Origin of the sequence: Sulfuricurvum kujiense DSM 16994 (genome assembly GCF_000183725.1) — a bacterium.
Taxonomy (GTDB): domain Bacteria; phylum Campylobacterota; class Campylobacteria; order Campylobacterales; family Sulfurimonadaceae; genus Sulfuricurvum; species Sulfuricurvum kujiense.
The window spans coordinates 918,289-937,470 of sequence record NC_014762.1; the positions used below are offsets into that span (position 1 = coordinate 918,289).

Here is a 19,182-nt window from a genome sequence, read left to right on the forward strand (position 1 = left end):
GCTTTCTTCACAATACAATCGGTGTATTTTATTTTTGGCGAAGAGAGCAGATGCGTATAGTTACAGTTTTATTATTTTTCTGCACGCTTCTTTTTTCAGAAAACTACATCGATGTGTCAGACCCTAAGAGTTACGTTCTGCACGAACACTATCTTTATTTGGAAGATAAAAGCGGGAATTTGACGTATGAAGAGATTCTTACAAAGGATGTTCAAAAAAGATTTCACCCGCTCAATGGCCGTTCTGCCGGATTCGGATTGACAAAATCCGATTTTTGGATCAAAGTTTCCCTGCAAAATCCGCACAATTTTCCGATTAGCCGGCTGTTAAAATTTGACTATCCCCTTTTAGACAGAGTGACTTTTTACCAGAATAATCCCGATGGAACCTACAGTATGAAAATCAGCGGGGATTCCATCGCCGTTGCTCTGCATGAAAAAAAAGACGAGAATATTATATTTCCGGTTGTTATGAAGCCGCACAGCAAGGAGGTGCTCTATTTTCATGTCCACTCGATGAGTTCGATGGATTTACAGCTTTATCTAATGGATAATGAACAGTATTATGCTTCGCAGATAACTAAAACAGCCCTTTTAGGGATTTTTTACGGCGGTGCGAGCATCATGATTTTGTATAATTTTTTCCTTTTTCTCTCCATCCGCGAAGAGAGCTATTTTTATTACGTCATTTTTCAGATTGTCAACATTTTGACCCTATTGGCACTGAGCGGCGTCGCTTTACGCTATTTATGGCCCTCTTACCCTGAAATCAACAATAGCATTATCCCGTTTTTGCTCGTATTATCCCATGTGCTTGCCATTAAATTTACTCGCGCCTATTTGGATACAAAAACATTGCTGCCGAAACAGGATAAAGTACTGCTGGGAATTTTGATTTTTGCGATAGTCATTCTTCTCCTGACGGCTGTACTAGATTATCACCGCGGGATTATTTTATCGGTCGTTGTCCTGTTTACGACGGCCGTGAGCCTGACGACGGTCGGATTGATAGCCTATTTTCGCTATAAAGTCAGAGCTTCAAAATTTTACATGATCGCATGGATATTTATATTTATTGGTATAACATTGACAGGGATGAAAAATATCGGTCTTATGCCGATCAATTTCTTTACGATCTGGGGAACGCAGATAGGTGTTTTTTTTGAACTGCTGCTCCTCTCGTTCGGTTTGGCGGATCGAATTAACGTCATACGTTCGGAGAAAGAGCGATTTCAGGATGAGGCGGCACAAAAGGCTAAAGTTTTAACCGACATATTGAGAAAATCAAAAGACGAGCTTGCTCAAGAGGTCAAAGATCGGACGTTCGAACTTTATATGGCCAATCTCGAACTTCGTAAAAGTATAACGGCGAAAGAGGCTCTTTTCAAAGAGGTGCATCATCGGGTAAAAAACAATTTGCAGGTGATCATTTCGATGATGTGGCTTCAACGGAAACGGACGGATAATGAAGCGGTGCATACGCTGATCGATGACAGTACGGCAAGGCTGCAAAGTATGGCCATGATCCATGAGATGCTCTACCAAAGCAATGATATTGCGATGGTTAAGCTGGATGAATATCTGCAATCGTTAGTTGATCTTTGTCGGCGAAATACGCTGGGGGAAAGCGTTCAGATTATATCGGCGTTGCAGCCGCTGGAGATCACTATGGATACGGCCGTTACGATGGGATTGATCTGTAATGAAGTTTTAAGCAATGTGTTTAAACATGCGTTTAGAACCCATGAAACCGGAAACAGGCTGTTGGTACGATGCGAACAGTACGGCAATCATATCCGTTTTCGGATTAAAGACAACGGGATCGGATTTGAAGGATTTTCACAGAATAAGAAATGTATCGGTATTATGCTGGTACATTCATTGGCGGAAAAATTGCCGGATGCGAAAATCGTTTATAAAAAATGGTGCGGTACCTATTTTAGTTTGGAGTTTCTGAATGAATCTTACATTTCTGATCGTTGAAGATGAGCCGATAACTTCCCGATTTATTCGTGAGATTATTGAGGATCAGGGTTTTGAGGTCGCCGGAACGGCTAAAAGTGCCGACGAGGCACGGAGCCTTTTGGCTCGGCACCGTATCGATATTGTCATTATGGATATTAATATCCAAGGCTCAACCGACGGAATACAATTGGTACGGGGTTTAAGCGAATACAATCTGGCTGTTATCTATATCAGTGCGTATAGCGATCCTCAGACGCTTCAAGAGGCGGCGGGAACCCATCCGTACGGATTTGTAGTGAAGCCGTTTCGGGAGACCGATCTTATTGCCGTATTGCTGATGGTCGTTTCGAGGGTGAGAAAAGAGCGGGAGGGGATCGACAAATCACAACGGCAAGAACAGTTTTCGGAGTGCCGGCTGGATGAGGAGGCGTGCCGATTGTATTGGAGGTCCCAAATCATCGAATTGAGTAAAAATGAGACCGGCGCACTCAAGCTGTTTTTGAATAAACCCGATTCGCCGATTACGATGGAGGAGCTGCGTCATGCCGTATGGGGGGATAAGAGTATCGGTGATTCCGCTATACGTGAACTAATCAACCGGTTACGAAACAAAGCGGAAATATTATCGATCGAGAATATTTACGGTACGGGGTATATCCTTAGAAGATAACGTAGTCGGTCGATTTCATCGATTTAGAATTTTTTCGGCTATTTTATTGACCGCTTTCGCAAAATCCAAAAAAAGTTTTTCGTCTAGTTCGAGAGTTCGCTCCTCATGATTTATCCATTGTGCCTGAATGTTGTATTCATATTCGTTTGTCGAATGGTTAAATCGGCCGTAAATATCCAAAATCCGATTCGGGTGGCTGGGATTGGATAAATCTATGGAGATGAAATCGTTTGTATATTCATATTCGCTGTCAAGATTGGTAATGACCATTATTAAGCCTTTTAACTAAATGTATTCTGTTAAGAGTAGTTATTTTATGTAGTATTATTATAGGGGATGATCTTCTAACATTCTATTTCAATTTTCTAACGTTTAGAAAAAAATCAGATCAATGCAATCTCCGGTCGCTATAATTTCGAAAAAATTACGGCAAAGGTGTTTAGTGCGCAATTTTCTTATTTTCCCCCTCTTTCTTTCGACATCGTTGTCTGCGCTCGTGAGTATCGCACCGGTAGATATCGGCTCAAAGCCCGGGCTGAGCGGAAATGTATCGGGATCGCTCAGTTCTAAAAGCGGTAACACGCAAAAAGATGAGTATTCTCTCGGGATACGCTTGCAATACGATCAGGGGAATGATTACCTGACCTGGGGGACTTTTACGTATGATTACGGCAAATCCAACGGGACAAAAAATGAAGATAAAATTTATGCTCATGTACGCTATATCCATGCATTGAATCAAAACGGCGATTGGACATGGGAACTCTTTCTCCAATCCGAACAGGATAAATTTAAAGATATCAACGAACGCTCTCTCGGCGGTGCGGGGGTGCGCTGGCGTTTTATGAACTCGGAGGAGTGGGGCAGGGGGTATATCGGTATGGGAGGATTAGCCGAAAAAATCGAGTATACCCATACCGAGTTCAATCCGAATGAACAGAACAGTCGTTTAAACAGCTATATTGCGTATACCAAAGGGTTTTTGATCGGATCGAAAGTGAGCTATATCGGGTATTTTCAGCCGAAATTCAATGAAACATCCGATTATGTTTCGTCGCAAAGTGCGGAATTGATTCTGCCGATCGTCGGACAGCTCAATCTGAGCCTGAGTGCGAAATATCTGTATGACAGCCGTCCCGCCGTCGGTGTCGATAAGAGAGATACCGCCTATATGACGAGTCTGTTTTGGCAGTTTTAGGACGCTACTTATGAAAATCCTTGTCGATGCCGATGCTTTTCCGAATGCCCTCAAAGAGATACTGCTTCGAGCGGTTTTGAAACGGGAGATCACCACCATTTTTATCGCCAATAAGCGTATCGGTATCCCCGATGCTCACCATGTCTCGATGGAGGTGGTGGCACAGAGGCCCGATGAAGCCGACCACCGCATCGCCGAGCTGTGCGAAGCGGGAGATTTGGTCATAACCGCCGATATCCCTCTGGCGGATCGGATCGTCACGAAAGGGGGAGTCGGACTCGATCCTCGAGGGACGGTTTATGATGAAAACAACATCAAACATCTCCTCGCGATGCGCAATCTGATGGAAGAGCTGCGCAATAACGGAGAGATCACAGGCGGCCCCTCGACAATCGGTGAAAAAACGGTGCGGGCGTTTGCGGACGGGTTGAATAACGTCCTCTCAAAACGGCGTTAGTCTTTTGTCTCTTCTAATACGGCATACGTTCCCGTTGCGAAGGCGACGAGGTTATCGGCATCATACAGTTCGATTTTGACAAACGACGTCTTTTTTCCCTGACGGATGACGTTTCCGAGAGCACGGAGATGTTTTCCCGATGCCGGTTTTAGATAATTGATTTTGATCTCCATCGTTACTGATGTAAAACCCTCGCCGAGATTGGAAACGGCGGCGTACCATCCCGTGTTATCCATCAGCGTTGAGATCACCCCTCCGTGGATAAATCCCAAATGTTGAAGGTGATAGGGCATGGTCGAGAGTTCAACTTCGGCACTCCCTTGTTCATAGCGGATCAGTTTACCGCCGATATGTTCTAAAAACGGAAACTTGATATTATGCACCGTTTCTCTCCCTGTGATCTTTATAGGATTTATAGGTTTGTGCGATGATTTCGATTCCCCGACGCATCTCTTCGGATGTTGCATTGCTGAAATTAAAACGGGCTTCGGCACTGAGGGGAGCGCCGGAATAAAATTCCCCTCCCGGTACGAATACCGCACCGTTTTTTAAACACCGCATCGCTAACTCTTTGGCATCGATTTCATCGGGAAAAGTACCGTAGATAAACATCCCCCCTTTCGGTTTTATAAAGCAAAAATCGCTTAACTGTGAGGTAAGTTCGTCGGCCAGCGCATCGCATTTGCGTTTGTAGGCGGCACGAATTTTACGCAAGTGTTTTCCGAAAAAACCGCTTTCCCAAAAACGATCGGCTAAAAGCTGAGATAGTGTCGACGTATGCAGGTCGGAACGCTCTTTAAGCGCCAAAATCGGTTGGAGCAGTTTTGTATCCCCTCTGATCCATCCCAAACGAAGCCCCGGTGCGAGTGTTTTGGAAAACGACCCGACATGAAGGGTATTGTGCGGAGCGTACAGGGACAGCGGAGCACGGCGCTCCTCAAAAAACAGTTCCATATAGGCTCCATCCTCTACAATAATTCCGTCGTTTTCGACCGAGATTCGAGCGAGCTCTTGTCGAACCGCATCGGTATAGCTGATTCCGGTAGGATTTTGAAAATCGCACATCAGATAGGCACGTTTGGTTTGTTTGTATTTCTCTTCAAAAGCATCCATATCCAGACCGGTAGGATTTAAAGTTACGGGATGCAGCGGACATCCGTTGGCGCTGAATGCGTTCAAAGCCCCCAAATAGGCCGGAGCTTCGACAACGGTTCCGGCCGTAAAATAGATGCGGCTGATCAAATCGAGTGCCTGCTGCGCACCGGTCGTGATAAGAATGTTTTCGCTTTTCGTTTCCAATCCCATCGCGCTATAGTAGGACGCCAGTTTTTCACGGAGTGACGGTATGCCGGAACTAATCGAATATTGCAGTGCTCCTGGGGTGGCGAAAACTTCTTGCGAAGCCTTTTGCATCTCCTCAATCGGAAAGAGACTCTCATCCGGCAACCCTCCGGCAAACGATACCGTATCGCTGCCGATAACTTCTAAAATTTCTCGAATAAACGATCGTTTCACGGGATCTCCTTTTTTATGACATTGTAAAAAAAATAATTTTTTTATTCTTTATCCAAATACACACTAAAATTATCCAAAATCATCAATATATTTATTCAATTGTGCTAATATGGCTTATATCTTCCGCATTGATGCGGAAAGCTTTAGGGGGTTGCAAGGGACAAACCTGTCCCTGCCATCCCGAGCGGCTTTGCCGGTCGGGATGTATAAAATAAAATGAAACGGGAAACGAAACATCACCATGCCGATAGCGTCAACAGAGTTTTGTCGTATATCTATCTGCACATCGATACCGATTTGAATGTTGCGGAATTGGCGGAGATGGAGGGGATAAGCCCCCATCACCTGCACCGCATTTTCAAAGAGGAGACGGGACGGAATCTGTTTGAAACGATCAAATCGATACGTCTCCAAAAATCTGCCAGTCTGTTATTGACCAATAAATACGCCACTGTTTCGGAGATCGCGCAGATGTGCGGATACAGTTCGCAAACCTCCTTTATCAAAGCGTTTAAAGAGCGCTTTCATACGACCCCGAAAGTATGGAAAAGCGGGGAATCTTTGCTCTATTCCGAAAAAATTCTTGAGGGTTCGTCATTTGGAAATTCCGATCGGGATTTCAGCGGAACGATTCCGAAAATCGTTAAAAGTCCCCCTATTTATGCAGCGTATATACGTCATAGAGGATACAATATTTCCATAAAAAACAGTTGGAATCGGTTGGTAGGATGGAGTATCGAAAACACTATTCCCGAAAATGCACGGCAAATCGGATTTCATCACGACAATCCTACGATTACCCCGCCGGACGAGTGTGCCTATATAGCCGCTATCGAGGTAAAAAAAGGGATGCGGCTGCATGGAAGCGTGGCGTATTTTGAAATCCCCGCATCGTTGTGTGCCGTTTTCCATATACAGGGAAAATACGGGGATGTTCTCCACTTTATGCGCTATGTTTATCAGATATGGCTTCCTGAGAGCGGTTTTGAAGCGAAAACACTGCCTCCGTATGCGATTTATCGGAAAAACCATTTTGTGGATGAATCCGATGAATTTGACCTCGAGTTTTATCTGCCGATCACCGTTTTATAAAAGATTGGATTTTAAAGTCCGTTTTCTTTTAAATGAGATATTAATCGCTCACCTACTATAATCTTTACCAGTTTTTTTCAAGGCATTTTTTTATGAGCACGATTCCTCCGTTTACCCATTTGCACCTCCATACCGAATACTCTCTTCTTGACGGTGCCAACAAAATATCCGCACTTGCCGCGCGTGTCAAAGAACTCGGGATGACGTCGGTGGCGATGAGCGACCACGGCAATATGTTCGGGGCGATCGATTTTTATCAGCAGATGCGCGGAGCGGGGCTTAAACCGATCATCGGGATGGAGGCGTATATTCATAACGGCGAGGATTTGGGGGATAAAACGATCAAACAGCGTTTTCACGTTTGTTTGTTTGCCAAAAACGAAGCGGGTTATAAGAACCTCATGTACCTCTCTTCCCAAGCCTATATCAACGGCTTTTACTACTTCCCCCGTATCAACAAACAGCTTCTTCGCGAAAACAGCGAGGGAATCATCTGCACCTCGGCGTGTTTGCAGGGGGAGGTGAATTGGCATCTCAACACCAATAGCGAACGTAACGTCAAAAACGGAGCGTTAGGGTATGACGAAGCCAAACGGATCGCGTTGGAGTACCGCGAGATTTTCGGGGATGATTTTTACATGGAGATCATGCGTCACGGTATCGCCGATCAGCTTTTTATCGACGAGCAGGTGATTCGTATCTCCCAAGAGACCAATATCAAGCTCATCGCGACCAACGACACCCACTACACCTATGCGGACGATGCACAGTATCACGAAGCGTTTATGTGTATCGGGATGAATAAACTCTACGATGACCCCAAGCGTATGCGCCACTCCGTCCATGAGTTTTATATCAAGTCCCCTGAGCAGATGGCACGGCTGTTTGCCGATATCCCCGAAGCGCTCTATAACACTCAGGAAATTGTCGATAAATGCCAGCTGGAGCTGAAACTGGGGAATCCGACACCGCCGAATTTCAAATTTACGACCGAATATGCCCGTGAAGAGGGGTTGGAAATTGCGGAAGATTCGGAGTACTTTATCCACCGATGCCGCATCGGTCTCGAAGAGCGTCTGATCCATGTGCCACAGACGCGGCATACCGAATATCGCGAGCGCCTAGAGTTCGAGATGGAGGTGATCAACCAGATGAAATTCCCCGGCTACATGCTCATCGTTTGGGATTTCGTCCGTGAAGCAAAACGGATGGGGATCGCGGTAGGTCCCGGACGGGGATCGGCGGCGGGGAGCCTCGTCGCGTACGCGCTCGAGATTACCGACATCGATCCGATGAAATACGATTTGCTTTTCGAGCGTTTCTTGAATCCGGAGAGGGTATCGATGCCCGATATCGATATGGACTTTATGCAGGCGCGCCGCGGCGAGATCATCGATTACGTCGTCCAAAAATACGGGCGCGAACAGGTCGCACAGATCATCACATTCGGTTCGTTGTTAGCCAAAGGGGTTATCCGCGACGTTGCGCGCGTTTTGGAGATGCCGCTCTCCCAAGCCGATATGATGGCCAAACTGATCCCCGATGAGTTGGGAATCACCCTTAACGGTAAAACCAAAGGGGGCGAATTCAAACCCGGAGCATTCCAAAAAGAGCCGAAGATTCAAGAGTTGATTGAAAATGATGCTCAAGCAATGCGGGTATGGGAGTTTTCTAAAAAGCTTGAAGGGCTCAAACGCAATGCGGGGATGCATGCGGCGGGGGTCGTTATCTCCAACGAACCGCTGTGGAAGAAAACGCCGATCTACAAACCCTCGGGCGAGGAGACGTTTGTCACCCAGTATTCGCTCAACTACCTCGAAGACATCGACCTGATCAAATTCGACTTCTTGGGACTTAAAACGCTCGATGTTATCGACAACGCGATCAAACTGATCAAAAAACGGTACAACAAAGAGGTCAACTGGCACACGATCGACGAGAACGATCCGAAAGTGTACGAGATTATCCAAAGCGGTGACACGATCGGGATGTTCCAGATAGAGAGCTCGGGGATGCAGGATTTGAACAAACGGCTCAAACCGAGTTCATTCGAGGACTTGATTGCGGTACTCGCCCTTTACCGTCCGGGACCGATGGAATCGGGGATGCTGGATGATTTTATCGAGCGTAAACACGGCCGTCAGGCGATCAGTTATACGTTCCCCTCAATGGAACCGATCCTAAAGCCTACCTATGGGGTTATCGTCTACCAAGAGCAGGTCATGCAGATCGTACAAACGGTCGGCGGCTTCAGCCTTGGCGGGGCGGACATCGTTCGCCGTGCGATGGGGAAAAAGAAAATCGAAGAGATGCAAAAGTACAACAAAGAGTTCTCTGAGGGTGCGGCTAATCAAGGGTTAGATTACAAAAAAGCCTCCGAACTCTTTGATCTGATCGAAAAATTTGCCGGATACGGGTTCAACAAATCCCACTCGGCGGCGTACGCGATGGTCACCTTCCAGACGGCATGGCTCAAAACCTATTATCCGCAGGAGTTTATGGCGGCATTGCTCACCTCGGAAAAAGACAACACCGACAAGGTCGTCAAATACATCGATGAAGCCAAACGGATGAAAATTTTCCTCGGTGCTCCCGATATCAACCACTCGCAGCTCGAATTCTCCGCGATCACGAAAGACGATCAGGATCAAATCCTCTTCGGTCTGGGGGCGATCAAAGGGGTCGGCGAAGCGGCGGTCGAGTCGATCTTAGAGGCGCGTAGCGAGGGTGAGTTCAAAGACATCCAGGATTTCATCAACCGCATCGAACCGCAAAAGGTGAACAAAAAGGTGATCGAATGTATCATCAAAGCGGGGGGACTGGATCACTTCGGATATTCCCGCCGAGCGTTGTTGGAGCAGGTCGAAACCCTCGTCGAGACGGCGAAAAAAGGGTCGTCTTTGAAAAAAGATGCCCAGTTCAGCCTTTTCGGGGATGATGAAGAGGTGACGGCAGTCGAGTTGAACCTCAAAAATATGGATGAGTTTGATCTCAAAACGCTTCTGGATTTCGAGAAAGATACCCTCGGGTTCTATGTCTCGGGCCATCCGCTCGACAACTACCGCGATCAGATCGACGCGATCAACTATACCCTCTCATCTGAGATCGAGAATATCGCCGACGGCTCCAGCGCCATCTTTATCGGAAAGGTCGAAGAGATCACGAAAAAGATGTCGAAAAAAGGGTCTATGTTCGGATTAGTAAGCCTCATGGACTTCCACGGCAATATCGAAGTGATGCTTTTCAGCGATAAAGTCGACCAGCTCGAAGCGATGGATTTGGACGAGCCGATCGCGTTCAAGGTCAAAGTGACCCATACCGAGATGTTCACCCGTATCAGCGTCACCAAAATCATGACGTTAACCGAAGCGAAAAAAGAGGCGAAAAAGGTGGAGACGAAGATCGTCGAAAACCTCCCTCCGCAGGAGCCGTTGCAGCTGCGTATCCGCCTCAGCGACAATCTTGAGACATTAGAGAAACTCTATACTCTCGTCCGCCGTCATCCGGGACGCCGAGAGATCAAACTCACGATTGTCTCGAAACTTGCCGATGTAGTGATCGATTCGGCGATACGGGTGGATAACAAGGTGATCGAAGAATTAAGTGCTTTAGAAGATGTGGATGTGATTTAATCGTAAAGTTTAAGTGATAAAATATAGAGGCGATTACATGGAAAAAGAAAAAAATGAATTCTCTGATTTATCTGATCATGAACTTGTGAATTCTTTTGGTCAGACTGGTGATCCATGGGTTCATGAAATTATTAAAGCCGAAGAACGTCGCCGTACAGCATACAAAGCATTAAAACAAGCAACAATATCAAATAAAATAGCTATAGCCTCTTTTTTAGTGGCATTTGCTAGTTTGATAGTTGCCGTTATTGCAGTAGTTAAAAGTAGTTAAAACTCTCACTCAAGAAAGTGAGAGACAAGAAAAGTACCTATGATTAGTGCGTGGGAAAGTATCACGAAATATTTGTTATAATGTTTTAACTTTCCATGAGGAAAACATTATGGCTGAATACCAATCCATTATCACCATCAACCCTCAAATACGTTCGGGTAAACCGACGATTCGCGGGATGCGTATCAGCGTGTATGACATCCTCGATATGCTCGCGAACAAGATGAGTTTTTCCGATATCATCGAAGATTTCCCCGAACTCACTGAAGAGGATATCCTCGCGGCACTCTCGTATGCAGCAGATAAAGAACACAAAGTTTCGATCTGCGCATGAAGCTTCTATTTGACCAAAATATCTCCTATAGATTGGTCGCAAAAGTAAGTGACATTTTCCCCGAATCGGCTCATGTTGCCGCTCTAAAACTCGATAAAGCCTCTGATTATGAAGTTTGGGAATATGCCAAAACGAACGGCTTTGTTATCGTAACAAAAGATTCTGATTTCAATGATCTCACTACCTATCACGGATTCCCTCCTCATATTATTTGGCTTCGCGCGGGAAACAGTTCGGTAGAAAAAAATGCAGAGCTTCTGCTTGGGTATGCGGAGCGGATTAAAACGATGATTTTGAGTAATGAGACAGGGATTGTCGAAGTTATCGGATAATAACAAAAAATAAAATTTAGATAGAGAGTAAAAAATATGCGCGAATTTAACGAAGAGATGATCAGCTTTATCGATGCCTCCCCGACCCCGTTTCATGCGGTCGAGTGGATGGCTCGTACGTTGGAGTGCCGAGGATTCACCCGTCTGGCAGAAGATGAGAAATGGGAGCTTGAAGAGGGGCAGGATTACTACGTTACCCGTAATGACTCGTCGATCATCGCTTTTAGCTATCCGCCGTGCAGCGAAAAAGGGTATACCATCGTCGGTGCCCATACCGACTCTCCTCACCTGCGTCTCAAACCGAGTCCCCTGACTACTGTTTCGGGCGTCAAACGTCTCGGCGTCGAACCCTACGGCGGAGTATTGCTGAATCCGTGGTTTGACCGTGATTTGTCATTGGCGGGGCGTATCGTCTATTTAGACGGTGAAGTGCGCAAAGAAACCCTTATCAATATCGACCGTCCGATCGCCGTGATCCCCTCGCTGGCGATCCATCTCGACCGCGAGGCAAACAGCTCCAGAACGATCAATGCCCAGAGCGATATCGTCCCGATTATCGCGACGGGGGACGTCGAATTTGAGAGCTTTATCCTTTCCCAGATACAAGACGATACCGGTGAGCTGACCCTTTTGGCGCATGAGCTTAGCTTTTATGAGCACCAGAAAGGTTCATTCGTCGGTGTCGAGAGTGAGTTTATCACATCGGCCCGTTTGGATAACCTCCTCAGCTGCTATGTAGGATTGCAGGCACTGCTGGAGACCTCGTATCCGATGATGTGCGCATTTATGGATCACGAAGAGGTGGGAAGCGAGAGCCATGTCGGAGCAGGGGGGACGTTTGTCGAAGAGACGTTGCGCCGCATTGCCGGGAATGATTTTGAGAAGCTGATGCGCCGCTCATTGATGGTCTCGTGTGACAATGCCCATGCCCAGCACCCGAATTTTCCGGGTAAACACGAGTCTGAGCACGCACCGCTGTTAAATCAGGGGGTAGCGATCAAGATCAACTCCAACCAGCGCTATGCGACAAGCTCACGGACGCAGGGACGGTTTGTGCAGTGTGCCCGAGCGCTTCATATCCCGACGCAGACCTTTGTGACACGCAGCGATACGGCATGCGGATCGACGATCGGGCCGATCACGGCAACCCGTTTGGGGATCGAGACGATCGATGTCGGTGTACCGACGCTGGCGATGCACTCTATTCGCGAACTTGCAGGAATCAGCGATGCGTTCGGTCTCTATCGCATTCTGATCCATTTGGGAGATTATTGATGCCTGAGATGATATCCCCCGCCGAACTCAAAGCGCTGATCGATCAGACCTATAAGGTCGAAGAAGAGTATGTCGCCCTTCGCCAATCGTATGATCATTTACAAAGCACTATCGAGCAGGTGATCGAGTTTCTCCCCAACGCTATTTGGATTGTGGAGACGGACGGGAGCATCTTTTTGCAAAACTCGCAAGCCAAAGCGCTGGGAAAACTGTTCGATACGCTGCATCTGGACGAAGAAGACTATGAGATGACCTTCAAAGAACGCTCCTATCTCATCAAATCGGCGCAGCATAATGAGAAACGGTTGTTGAGCGCCACCGACATCACCGAACAAAAGCGCAAAGAAAATCTCGCCACGATGGGGCAAATGGCGGCACATCTAAGCCATGAGATCCGTAATCCGATCGGCTCTATCGCGCTGCTCGCTTCGACATTGATGAAGCGGGTCAAAGAGGAGAACAAGCCGATTGTGATGGAGATCCAAAAATCGCTCTATCGGATCGAGAGGATCATCAAAGCGACGTTGATGTTTTCCAAAGGCTCAAATGCGCAAAAGAACGCTCTGCGGTGGTGGCAGATTCGCGAAGCGCTTACCAGCGCTATCGGCTATTACAGCTATGCTAAAAACATAGAGTTCGATTTTCCCGAAGAGGATTTTGAGCTTTACGGTGATTTGGATCTGCTGACGATGCTTTTTACGAACTTTGTCTTTAATGCCATCGATGCCATCGAGCTGGATGAAGAGGAGGAGGGAAAAATACAAATCCTCCATTCGCTGGAGGGGGAATTCCATGTTTTTGAAATCTATGACAGCGGTATCCCTATCGAGAACAAAAAGTGGCTTTTTGAAGCGTTTAAGAGCACGAAAGAACGGGGCAACGGCCTGGGATTGGTACTCTCTAAAAATATCGTCGAGTCCCACGGGGGCGAGATAGCTCTTTGCGAGGGTGAACGCAAAGGGTTCCGTTTCACCCTCTCTTCTTAGAGAGGTTTCGGTTCGCCGAGATAATACCCCTGCAGATAGTCGATTCCCAACTCTTTGCATTTGTGATAGACCGCTTCGGAATGGACAAACTCCGCTACGGTTTTTAGCCCTAAGTGTTTTGAGAATTCGGTAATCGCGGTGAGTATCGTTTGTGCATTGCTGTCGGTGTCGATGTTGCGGATTAGAGAACCGTCGATTTTAAGGAGATCCACATCGAGTTTGATGATGTGGGCAAAGTTGGAATATCCGGTACCGAAATCGTCGATGGCGATGCGGCATCCGAATTTTTTTACATCGCTGATAAACGTAGAAACTTCCGGATAGTTCTCGATCCCCTCACTTTCCAAAAGCTCAAAGATAATACGCTCTGGGTAAGAAGATTCGCCAAGTTTTTGGATGATGAACTCTTTGGTATCAAAAATATCATCGACCGATAAATTCATTGAATAGGTTTGAGGAGTCGTTTCTATCATCTTGAAAACTTCGTCTATAACAAATCGTGTCAAGTGTGGATAGAGACGGGATTGCCGTGCGGCAGGGAGAAAATAGCCCGGAGAAACGATTTCGCCGTTGTTGTCGATCATCCGGATAAGGGCTTCATACTCAACGATTTCTCGGCTGAGCGCATCAAAGATCGGCTGATAGTAGAGACAGAACTGTTTTTGTTCAATCGCCTCTTTGAGTTTTTTGCTCCACAAAATATTGTTTTGGTACTCTTGTCTGATTTGCATGGTCTCATCGTAGAGCTGATAGCTAAGACGCCGTTTTTTCGCCGATTTTAGTGCCATATCGGCATTGGCGAGAAGATCGATAACATTGCTTTTACGGCTTCGTGCGATGTCCATTCCCATCGTTAAAGTAACGTAGATACTTGCACCTTGCAGGTCGTAATATTGCGATTGGAGATGATTGACAATTTTGAGTCGGGCAGCTTCCAGTTCAAAAGTGCTCATCGGTTCTCTCAACGCAATCGCATACTCATCTGATGGCATTTTATACAGCTGCATCGGAAAATCTGCAATGGCTTCCAGAACAGACTGTGCCAAAGCAAGGAGTGTTTCATCCCCGATGGCGTGGCCGTAAAAGTCGTTAATCTCTTTGAAATTATCGATATTCAGGAGCATGAGGGCATAAAAACGGTTGGTTCGAATGTCCCGGATAAGAGCATTTCGGTTGGGAAGCGATGTCAGATGATCGGTATGGAGCTGGTGCTCAAGTTTCAGGTTAAGCTCTTTGGTTATTTGGGTATCCCGCTCGATCCTTCGAATAAGGATGCGAAACCCGTAGTGCAAAATGGCGGCAACAACTGCCAAGGATAAAAGACTGATGATGAGAAGATTTCGTATCTCTGTTTTGTACTCCGTAACATCTTCGGTAACGTCAAATGCGCAGGTCATCATCGCGATAACATCGTTTTTATAGTTGGTCAGCGGACGTGATGCAATGACATAATCGCGTGAATCGACACTGTAGCGGCTGCTTTTATTAAAGGTAAACGTTTTAGGCAGATGATCGAACAGAGGGTCGTTCGAGGAAACAATCGAATACCCTTGATAGGTTATATTATTGGATTTTGGAAGTAAAATCTTAAGTTTTTTAGTATCGAAAGCGATAGCGCTTTTAATTCCCGAATGGGCATCGAGCCGTTTTTGGACACGGTTGATTTTGGCAACGGTCTGAATGATACCGATAAATGTTTTGTTTTTAAAGATCGGTACGATTGTGATGACGGAAACATCGTAGATAGTAACGTCCAGCGTAGAGACGATTTTCCGGTTATTGATGGCATAGGCTAAAACCGGCCGTTTATTAAGGATATTGTCCCCGTATTTTTTCGGCTCCTGCATACGAAGAAAGTGGGCACCGTCCGCACCGATGAAGCCGCTCATATCGACCTCGCCGCGGTGTTTGGCTTCATTAAAATACGGCAATGTCAACTGATAGAGTTTTTCACGGTCACGTGCCGCGAATGCATCGACGATTTCACGATTTCCCGCAATTTGGCAGGCCAGTTCACTGAGACCTTTTTGGGTATCGAGCATCGCCAAATCAAATGAGTTGCGCAAAAGGGCACGGTGAGCGGAGGTTTTTTCATCTAAAACATGTTTTTTGTCTTGGATAATAGTGAGGATGAATATGGTGATCAGCAAGACGACAAGAGCAATAGAAAAAAGTGTAGCACGAACTTTGATTTTATTCACTCATGAGCCTTGTTTGCGATATTGTAAGGTATACGATTATAACATAGCTTAAACGATTTTGTCACAAATACGTTACAAATTTTCACTCTCAATGCTATTTAGGAAAGAGAATTGATCCTAATCGTATCATTGTCGATCCGCACTCGATGGCAAGTTCGAAGTCACTGCTCATCCCCATAGAACAGATAGTAGCTTGAGGAAGGGTTTCGAAAATACGGCGTGTCGTCTCAAAGCTTTTGCGGATTAGAACAGGGTCGTCGACGTGTGCTCCGATGGACATTACCCCCTGAAGCTTCAATCTCGGGCACTCTTGCATAATTTGAGCGTATTTTTCATTGATCTCTTCGGGAAAAAACCCGCTTTTTGATTCTTCGTAGGCGGAATTGATCTGTACCAATGCACGTAAATACATCTCATCGCGCTCCAAGCGCTCGTTAAGAGCATGAGCCAGCTCGATCGAATCGATGGAATGGAGCAGATGGGGACGGACGCTTAAGAGATGATTGATTTTATTTTTCTGCAATGTACCGATAAAATGCCATTCGATCGGTAAATCTTTCAACTGTTCGCTTTTGTTGATGAGATCTTGAACTTTATTTTCGCCGAACGCCCGCTGCCCGATGTCATAAAGCGATTTGATCGCTTCTGCATCGACATACTTGCTTGCCGCGACAATTTTGACGATATGGTGGTCGCTAACCCGAAGACGGGCTTTTTCAACCTTCTCAATGATATGGTCAAAGTGCCGTTTTTGCTCTAATAGTGTCATTGCATCAACCTCGTTATATCGTTATAGAGCCCCAGACTCATAAGTCCGAGCAAGAGTACCCAGCCTCCGATGGTAAGCTGAGTGATAACCGCTTCGCTCGGAGCTTTGCGGCGGATCATCTCATAGAGATTAAACATGATGTGTCCGCCATCAAGTGCCGGGATGGGGAGAAGATTGAGGACACCCAGATTGACCGAGATAAGTGCCGAGAAAAAGAAAAGGCTCATCCACCCGTATTCTGCCGCATCGGCGGTGATTTTGGCAATACTGACCACACCGCCTACTTCTTTGGCGGGAACGATGCCGCTAAGGAGCTTTTGGACACTTTGGAAAATAAGCAAGGAAGAGGTATACGTCTCTTCGGTCGCATACGAGAGGGCGGTGAGCGGAGTGAACTGCAGGGTGTGGGTATCTCCGGAGGGGGCGATTCCGATCATCCGCTGCTGGATCGTCTCTTTGAAAATATTTTGCGTTTCGGAGATTTTAGGATTGACGGTAAGGATATGAACCGTATTTCCCCTCTCTATTCGAAAAGTCAGTGTCCCTATAGACGATTTTACGGCGTCGGAGATTTCATTCCATTGGGTAATGCGCTCTTCATTGATGGAGAGGACGAGATCCCCTTTTTGAAGTCCGGCGATATTCGCGGGAGATTCATGGAGTACGTTGCCGATTACGGGGGAGAGTGCCTGCGGTCCCCCTAATGCAAGAGCATAGAAAAAAAACCAGGCAAGGGCAAAATTCGCCAATGGGCCTGAGAGGAGGATAATAATACGCTGCCACGGCTTTTTACAGTTGTAACTGTCCGTATCGCAGCTGATTGCGCCAGGGTCGAGATCATCCTGCCCTTTCATCTTGACATAGCCGCCCAACGGAATAGCGGAGATTTGCCACCGCGTATTCAGCCATTGAAAGGAGACGAGTCTTTTTCCGAAGCCGATGCTGAAAACTTCGACGTAAACGCCGAATGCCCGTGCTGCAGCAAAATGGCCGAGTTCATGGAAAAAAATAAGTGCCGAGAGGACAAGAAGGGCGACCAGCCAACTCATGCATTGCTCCGATTTTGGTAGGCTTTGCTAAACCCGATCAAATACTCGATGCCCGAATAAACGGTTAATGCGACGGCAATCCAGAGCAGCATATCGCCAAACGGCCAGTGCATCAGCAAAAATCCGATGGCGATCATCTGTGCGACCGTTTTGACTTTTCCCGCCCATGAGGCGCTGATATCGATCCCCTCGGAGAGTGAGAGGGTACGAAGTCCGGTGATAAAGAGTTCGCGGACGATGATGATATAGATCGCCCATGCTGATGCGGCACCCGCCATCATAAGACCTAAAAAAGCGGCGAGGGTGAGCATTTTGTCGGCTAGCGGGTCGAGGATCTGTCCTACGATGGTGATTTGATCGAGTTCACGGGCAATATAGCCGTCAAAAAAGTCGGTAACACTTGCAATCACAAACAGAAGCGATGCCGCATAATAGTTCCAGCTGACGTGCCATCCCATGTCCGTAAACACTTGAGGATTGAGAATGATCCAAAACATCACCGGTGCGATGAGAAGTCGCGCGAACGCTAGGAGATTGGGAAGGTTAAACACCAATTTTGCCTTTTAGGGTTTGGTTTTTTAAGCGCGGTAAACTGCGCGTGGGCATCGCGCCGAGCGAAACCAAGTGTTAACGTAGGCTAACGGGCTTTGCCCGTAGCCGTATTAAAATTACTGAAACGTCGTCCCGCCGTCTACAACGATCGTTTGTCCCGTAAGCCATGAAGAACCGCTTCCGCAGAGGAACAGGCAGGCTCCCGTCAAATCTTCGGCTTCACCCATACGGCTAAGCGGCGAGCGCGCAACAACTTCGCTTTTGACCTCTTCATAGTTCGGGAACGCTTTAAGTGCATCGGTATCGATCGGTCCGCCGCTGACGGCATTGACCCGAATCCCTTTTTCTCCCAGTTCGGCCGCAGCGTAGCGCACCATCGCCTCAACAGCCGCTTTGTTGGTTCCGTGACCTGCGTAATTCGGGGTATAGACGAGATTGCCGGTCGAACTCATCGAGATGATTGAACCGCCGCCCACTTTCTCCATCCGTTTCGCCGCCTCTTGTGCACCGACGACAAAGGCGTTGACGGTAGCGGTATAGATATTGTTCAATCCTTTAGGTTTGAGGCGCATGAACGGCCCGAAACCGCCGACTACGGCACGTCCTGAAATGATCGCATTGGAGATAAAAAAGTCGAGTCGATCGAAATCTTCGTCAAATTTGGCAAAAACCTCTTTGTACTCATCCGGCTCTAAAATGTTAAGGGCATATCCTCGGCATTTGACACCGTGATTTTTTTCAACATCGTTTGCGATTTCGGCCGCAATCTCGGCATTGGAGTTATAGGTGAAAGCGACGTTGCACCCCTGTGCGGCGAACGCATAGACAATCGCTTTTCCGATTCCGCGTGTGCCGCCGCTGATGAGTAGTGTTTTTCCTTGCATT

The 19,182-nt window shown here is 46.9% G+C and carries 19 protein-coding genes; 11 read left to right on the plus strand and 8 right to left on the minus strand.

Annotated elements, in window-relative coordinates; genetic code table 11:
- Positions 1-50: 50 nt before the first annotated feature.
- Positions 51-1,982 (plus strand): 7TM diverse intracellular signaling domain-containing protein, encoded by a 1,932-nt coding sequence (locus SULKU_RS04625; protein WP_013459774.1) that lies wholly within the window; start codon positions 51-53, stop codon positions 1,980-1,982.
- On the plus strand, positions 1,957-2,634 hold the full coding sequence (locus tag SULKU_RS04630) for a response regulator (RefSeq protein WP_013459775.1): 678 nt from the start codon (positions 1,957-1,959) through the stop codon (positions 2,632-2,634). Before SULKU_RS04625 ends, SULKU_RS04630 begins: the two co-directional genes overlap by 26 nt.
- A 15-nt stretch (positions 2,635-2,649) precedes the next feature.
- Here SULKU_RS04630 and SULKU_RS04635 read toward each other — a convergent pair whose 3' ends face one another.
- A complete protein-coding gene (locus SULKU_RS04635; RefSeq protein WP_013459776.1) occupies positions 2,650-2,904 on the minus strand; it encodes a hypothetical protein in 255 nt (84 codons plus the stop codon).
- 172 nt (positions 2,905-3,076) lie between these two features.
- On the opposite strand from SULKU_RS04635, the gene SULKU_RS04640 reads away from it, so the two are divergent.
- Positions 3,077-3,832, plus strand: coding sequence for a DUF481 domain-containing protein (locus SULKU_RS04640; protein ID WP_013459777.1), 756 nt, complete (start codon positions 3,077-3,079; stop codon positions 3,830-3,832).
- Between the two features lie 10 nt (positions 3,833-3,842).
- Positions 3,843-4,289, plus strand: coding sequence for a YaiI/YqxD family protein (locus SULKU_RS04645; protein ID WP_013459778.1), 447 nt, complete (start codon positions 3,843-3,845; stop codon positions 4,287-4,289).
- On the opposite strand, the gene SULKU_RS04650 is transcribed toward SULKU_RS04645, so the two are convergent.
- Together SULKU_RS04650 and SULKU_RS04655 are read right to left on the minus strand one after the other, a co-directional pair.
- Complete coding sequence (locus SULKU_RS04650; protein WP_013459779.1) at positions 4,286-4,672, minus strand: PaaI family thioesterase; 387 nt, start codon at positions 4,670-4,672, stop codon at positions 4,286-4,288. The genes SULKU_RS04645 and SULKU_RS04650 overlap by 4 nt on opposite strands.
- Positions 4,665-5,804 (minus strand): aminotransferase-like domain-containing protein, encoded by a 1,140-nt coding sequence (locus SULKU_RS04655; RefSeq protein ID WP_041666743.1) that lies wholly within the window; start codon positions 5,802-5,804, stop codon positions 4,665-4,667. Before SULKU_RS04655 ends, SULKU_RS04650 begins: the two co-directional genes overlap by 8 nt.
- A gap of 216 nt (positions 5,805-6,020) precedes the next feature.
- Here SULKU_RS04655 and SULKU_RS04660 point away from each other — a divergent pair, with 216 nt between their 5' ends.
- From SULKU_RS04660 to SULKU_RS04690, 7 genes are all read left to right on the plus strand, one after another.
- Complete coding sequence (locus SULKU_RS04660) at positions 6,021-6,896, plus strand: AraC family transcriptional regulator (RefSeq protein WP_013459781.1); 876 nt, start codon at positions 6,021-6,023, stop codon at positions 6,894-6,896.
- Between the two features lie 92 nt (positions 6,897-6,988).
- A complete protein-coding gene (gene dnaE, locus SULKU_RS04665; protein ID WP_013459782.1) occupies positions 6,989-10,528 on the plus strand; it encodes a DNA polymerase III subunit alpha in 3,540 nt (1,179 codons plus the stop codon).
- 37 nt (positions 10,529-10,565) lie between these two features.
- The gene (locus SULKU_RS04670) at positions 10,566-10,799 is read left to right on the plus strand and encodes a hypothetical protein (RefSeq protein WP_013459783.1); all 234 of its coding nucleotides are present in this window, start codon (positions 10,566-10,568) and stop codon (positions 10,797-10,799) included.
- A gap of 109 nt (positions 10,800-10,908) precedes the next feature.
- A complete protein-coding gene (locus SULKU_RS04675) occupies positions 10,909-11,133 on the plus strand; it encodes a DUF433 domain-containing protein (protein ID WP_013459784.1) in 225 nt (74 codons plus the stop codon).
- Positions 11,130-11,465 carry a DUF5615 family PIN-like protein gene (locus tag SULKU_RS04680; protein WP_013459785.1) on the plus strand — a complete coding sequence of 112 codons (336 nt, stop codon included), beginning with the start codon at positions 11,130-11,132 and terminating at the stop codon, positions 11,463-11,465. The genes SULKU_RS04675 and SULKU_RS04680 overlap by 4 nt, the downstream gene beginning before the upstream one ends.
- Before the next feature lie 36 nt (positions 11,466-11,501).
- A complete protein-coding gene (locus SULKU_RS04685) occupies positions 11,502-12,740 on the plus strand; it encodes a M18 family aminopeptidase (protein WP_013459786.1) in 1,239 nt (412 codons plus the stop codon).
- Complete coding sequence (locus tag SULKU_RS04690) at positions 12,740-13,726, plus strand: sensor histidine kinase (protein WP_013459787.1); 987 nt, start codon at positions 12,740-12,742, stop codon at positions 13,724-13,726. The genes SULKU_RS04685 and SULKU_RS04690 overlap by 1 nt, the downstream gene beginning before the upstream one ends.
- Here the strand turns inward: SULKU_RS04690 and SULKU_RS14315 are convergent.
- The 5 genes from SULKU_RS14315 to SULKU_RS04715 form a co-directional block, all read right to left on the minus strand.
- Complete coding sequence (locus SULKU_RS14315) at positions 13,723-15,927, minus strand: bifunctional diguanylate cyclase/phosphodiesterase (RefSeq protein WP_013459788.1); 2,205 nt, start codon at positions 15,925-15,927, stop codon at positions 13,723-13,725. The genes SULKU_RS04690 and SULKU_RS14315 overlap by 4 nt on opposite strands.
- 94 nt (positions 15,928-16,021) lie before the next feature.
- Complete coding sequence (locus SULKU_RS04700; protein ID WP_013459789.1) at positions 16,022-16,696, minus strand: YggS family pyridoxal phosphate-dependent enzyme; 675 nt, start codon at positions 16,694-16,696, stop codon at positions 16,022-16,024.
- A complete protein-coding gene (gene rseP, locus SULKU_RS04705) occupies positions 16,693-17,745 on the minus strand; it encodes an RIP metalloprotease RseP (protein ID WP_013459790.1) in 1,053 nt (350 codons plus the stop codon). Before rseP ends, SULKU_RS04700 begins: the two co-directional genes overlap by 4 nt.
- Positions 17,742-18,296, minus strand: coding sequence for a CDP-diacylglycerol--glycerol-3-phosphate 3-phosphatidyltransferase (gene pgsA, locus SULKU_RS04710; protein WP_013459791.1), 555 nt, complete (start codon positions 18,294-18,296; stop codon positions 17,742-17,744). The genes rseP and pgsA overlap by 4 nt, the downstream gene beginning before the upstream one ends.
- 117 nt (positions 18,297-18,413) lie before the next feature.
- Positions 18,414-19,181 (minus strand): enoyl-ACP reductase, encoded by a 768-nt coding sequence (locus SULKU_RS04715; RefSeq protein ID WP_041666937.1) that lies wholly within the window; start codon positions 19,179-19,181, stop codon positions 18,414-18,416.
- Position 19,182 lies beyond the last annotated feature (1 nt).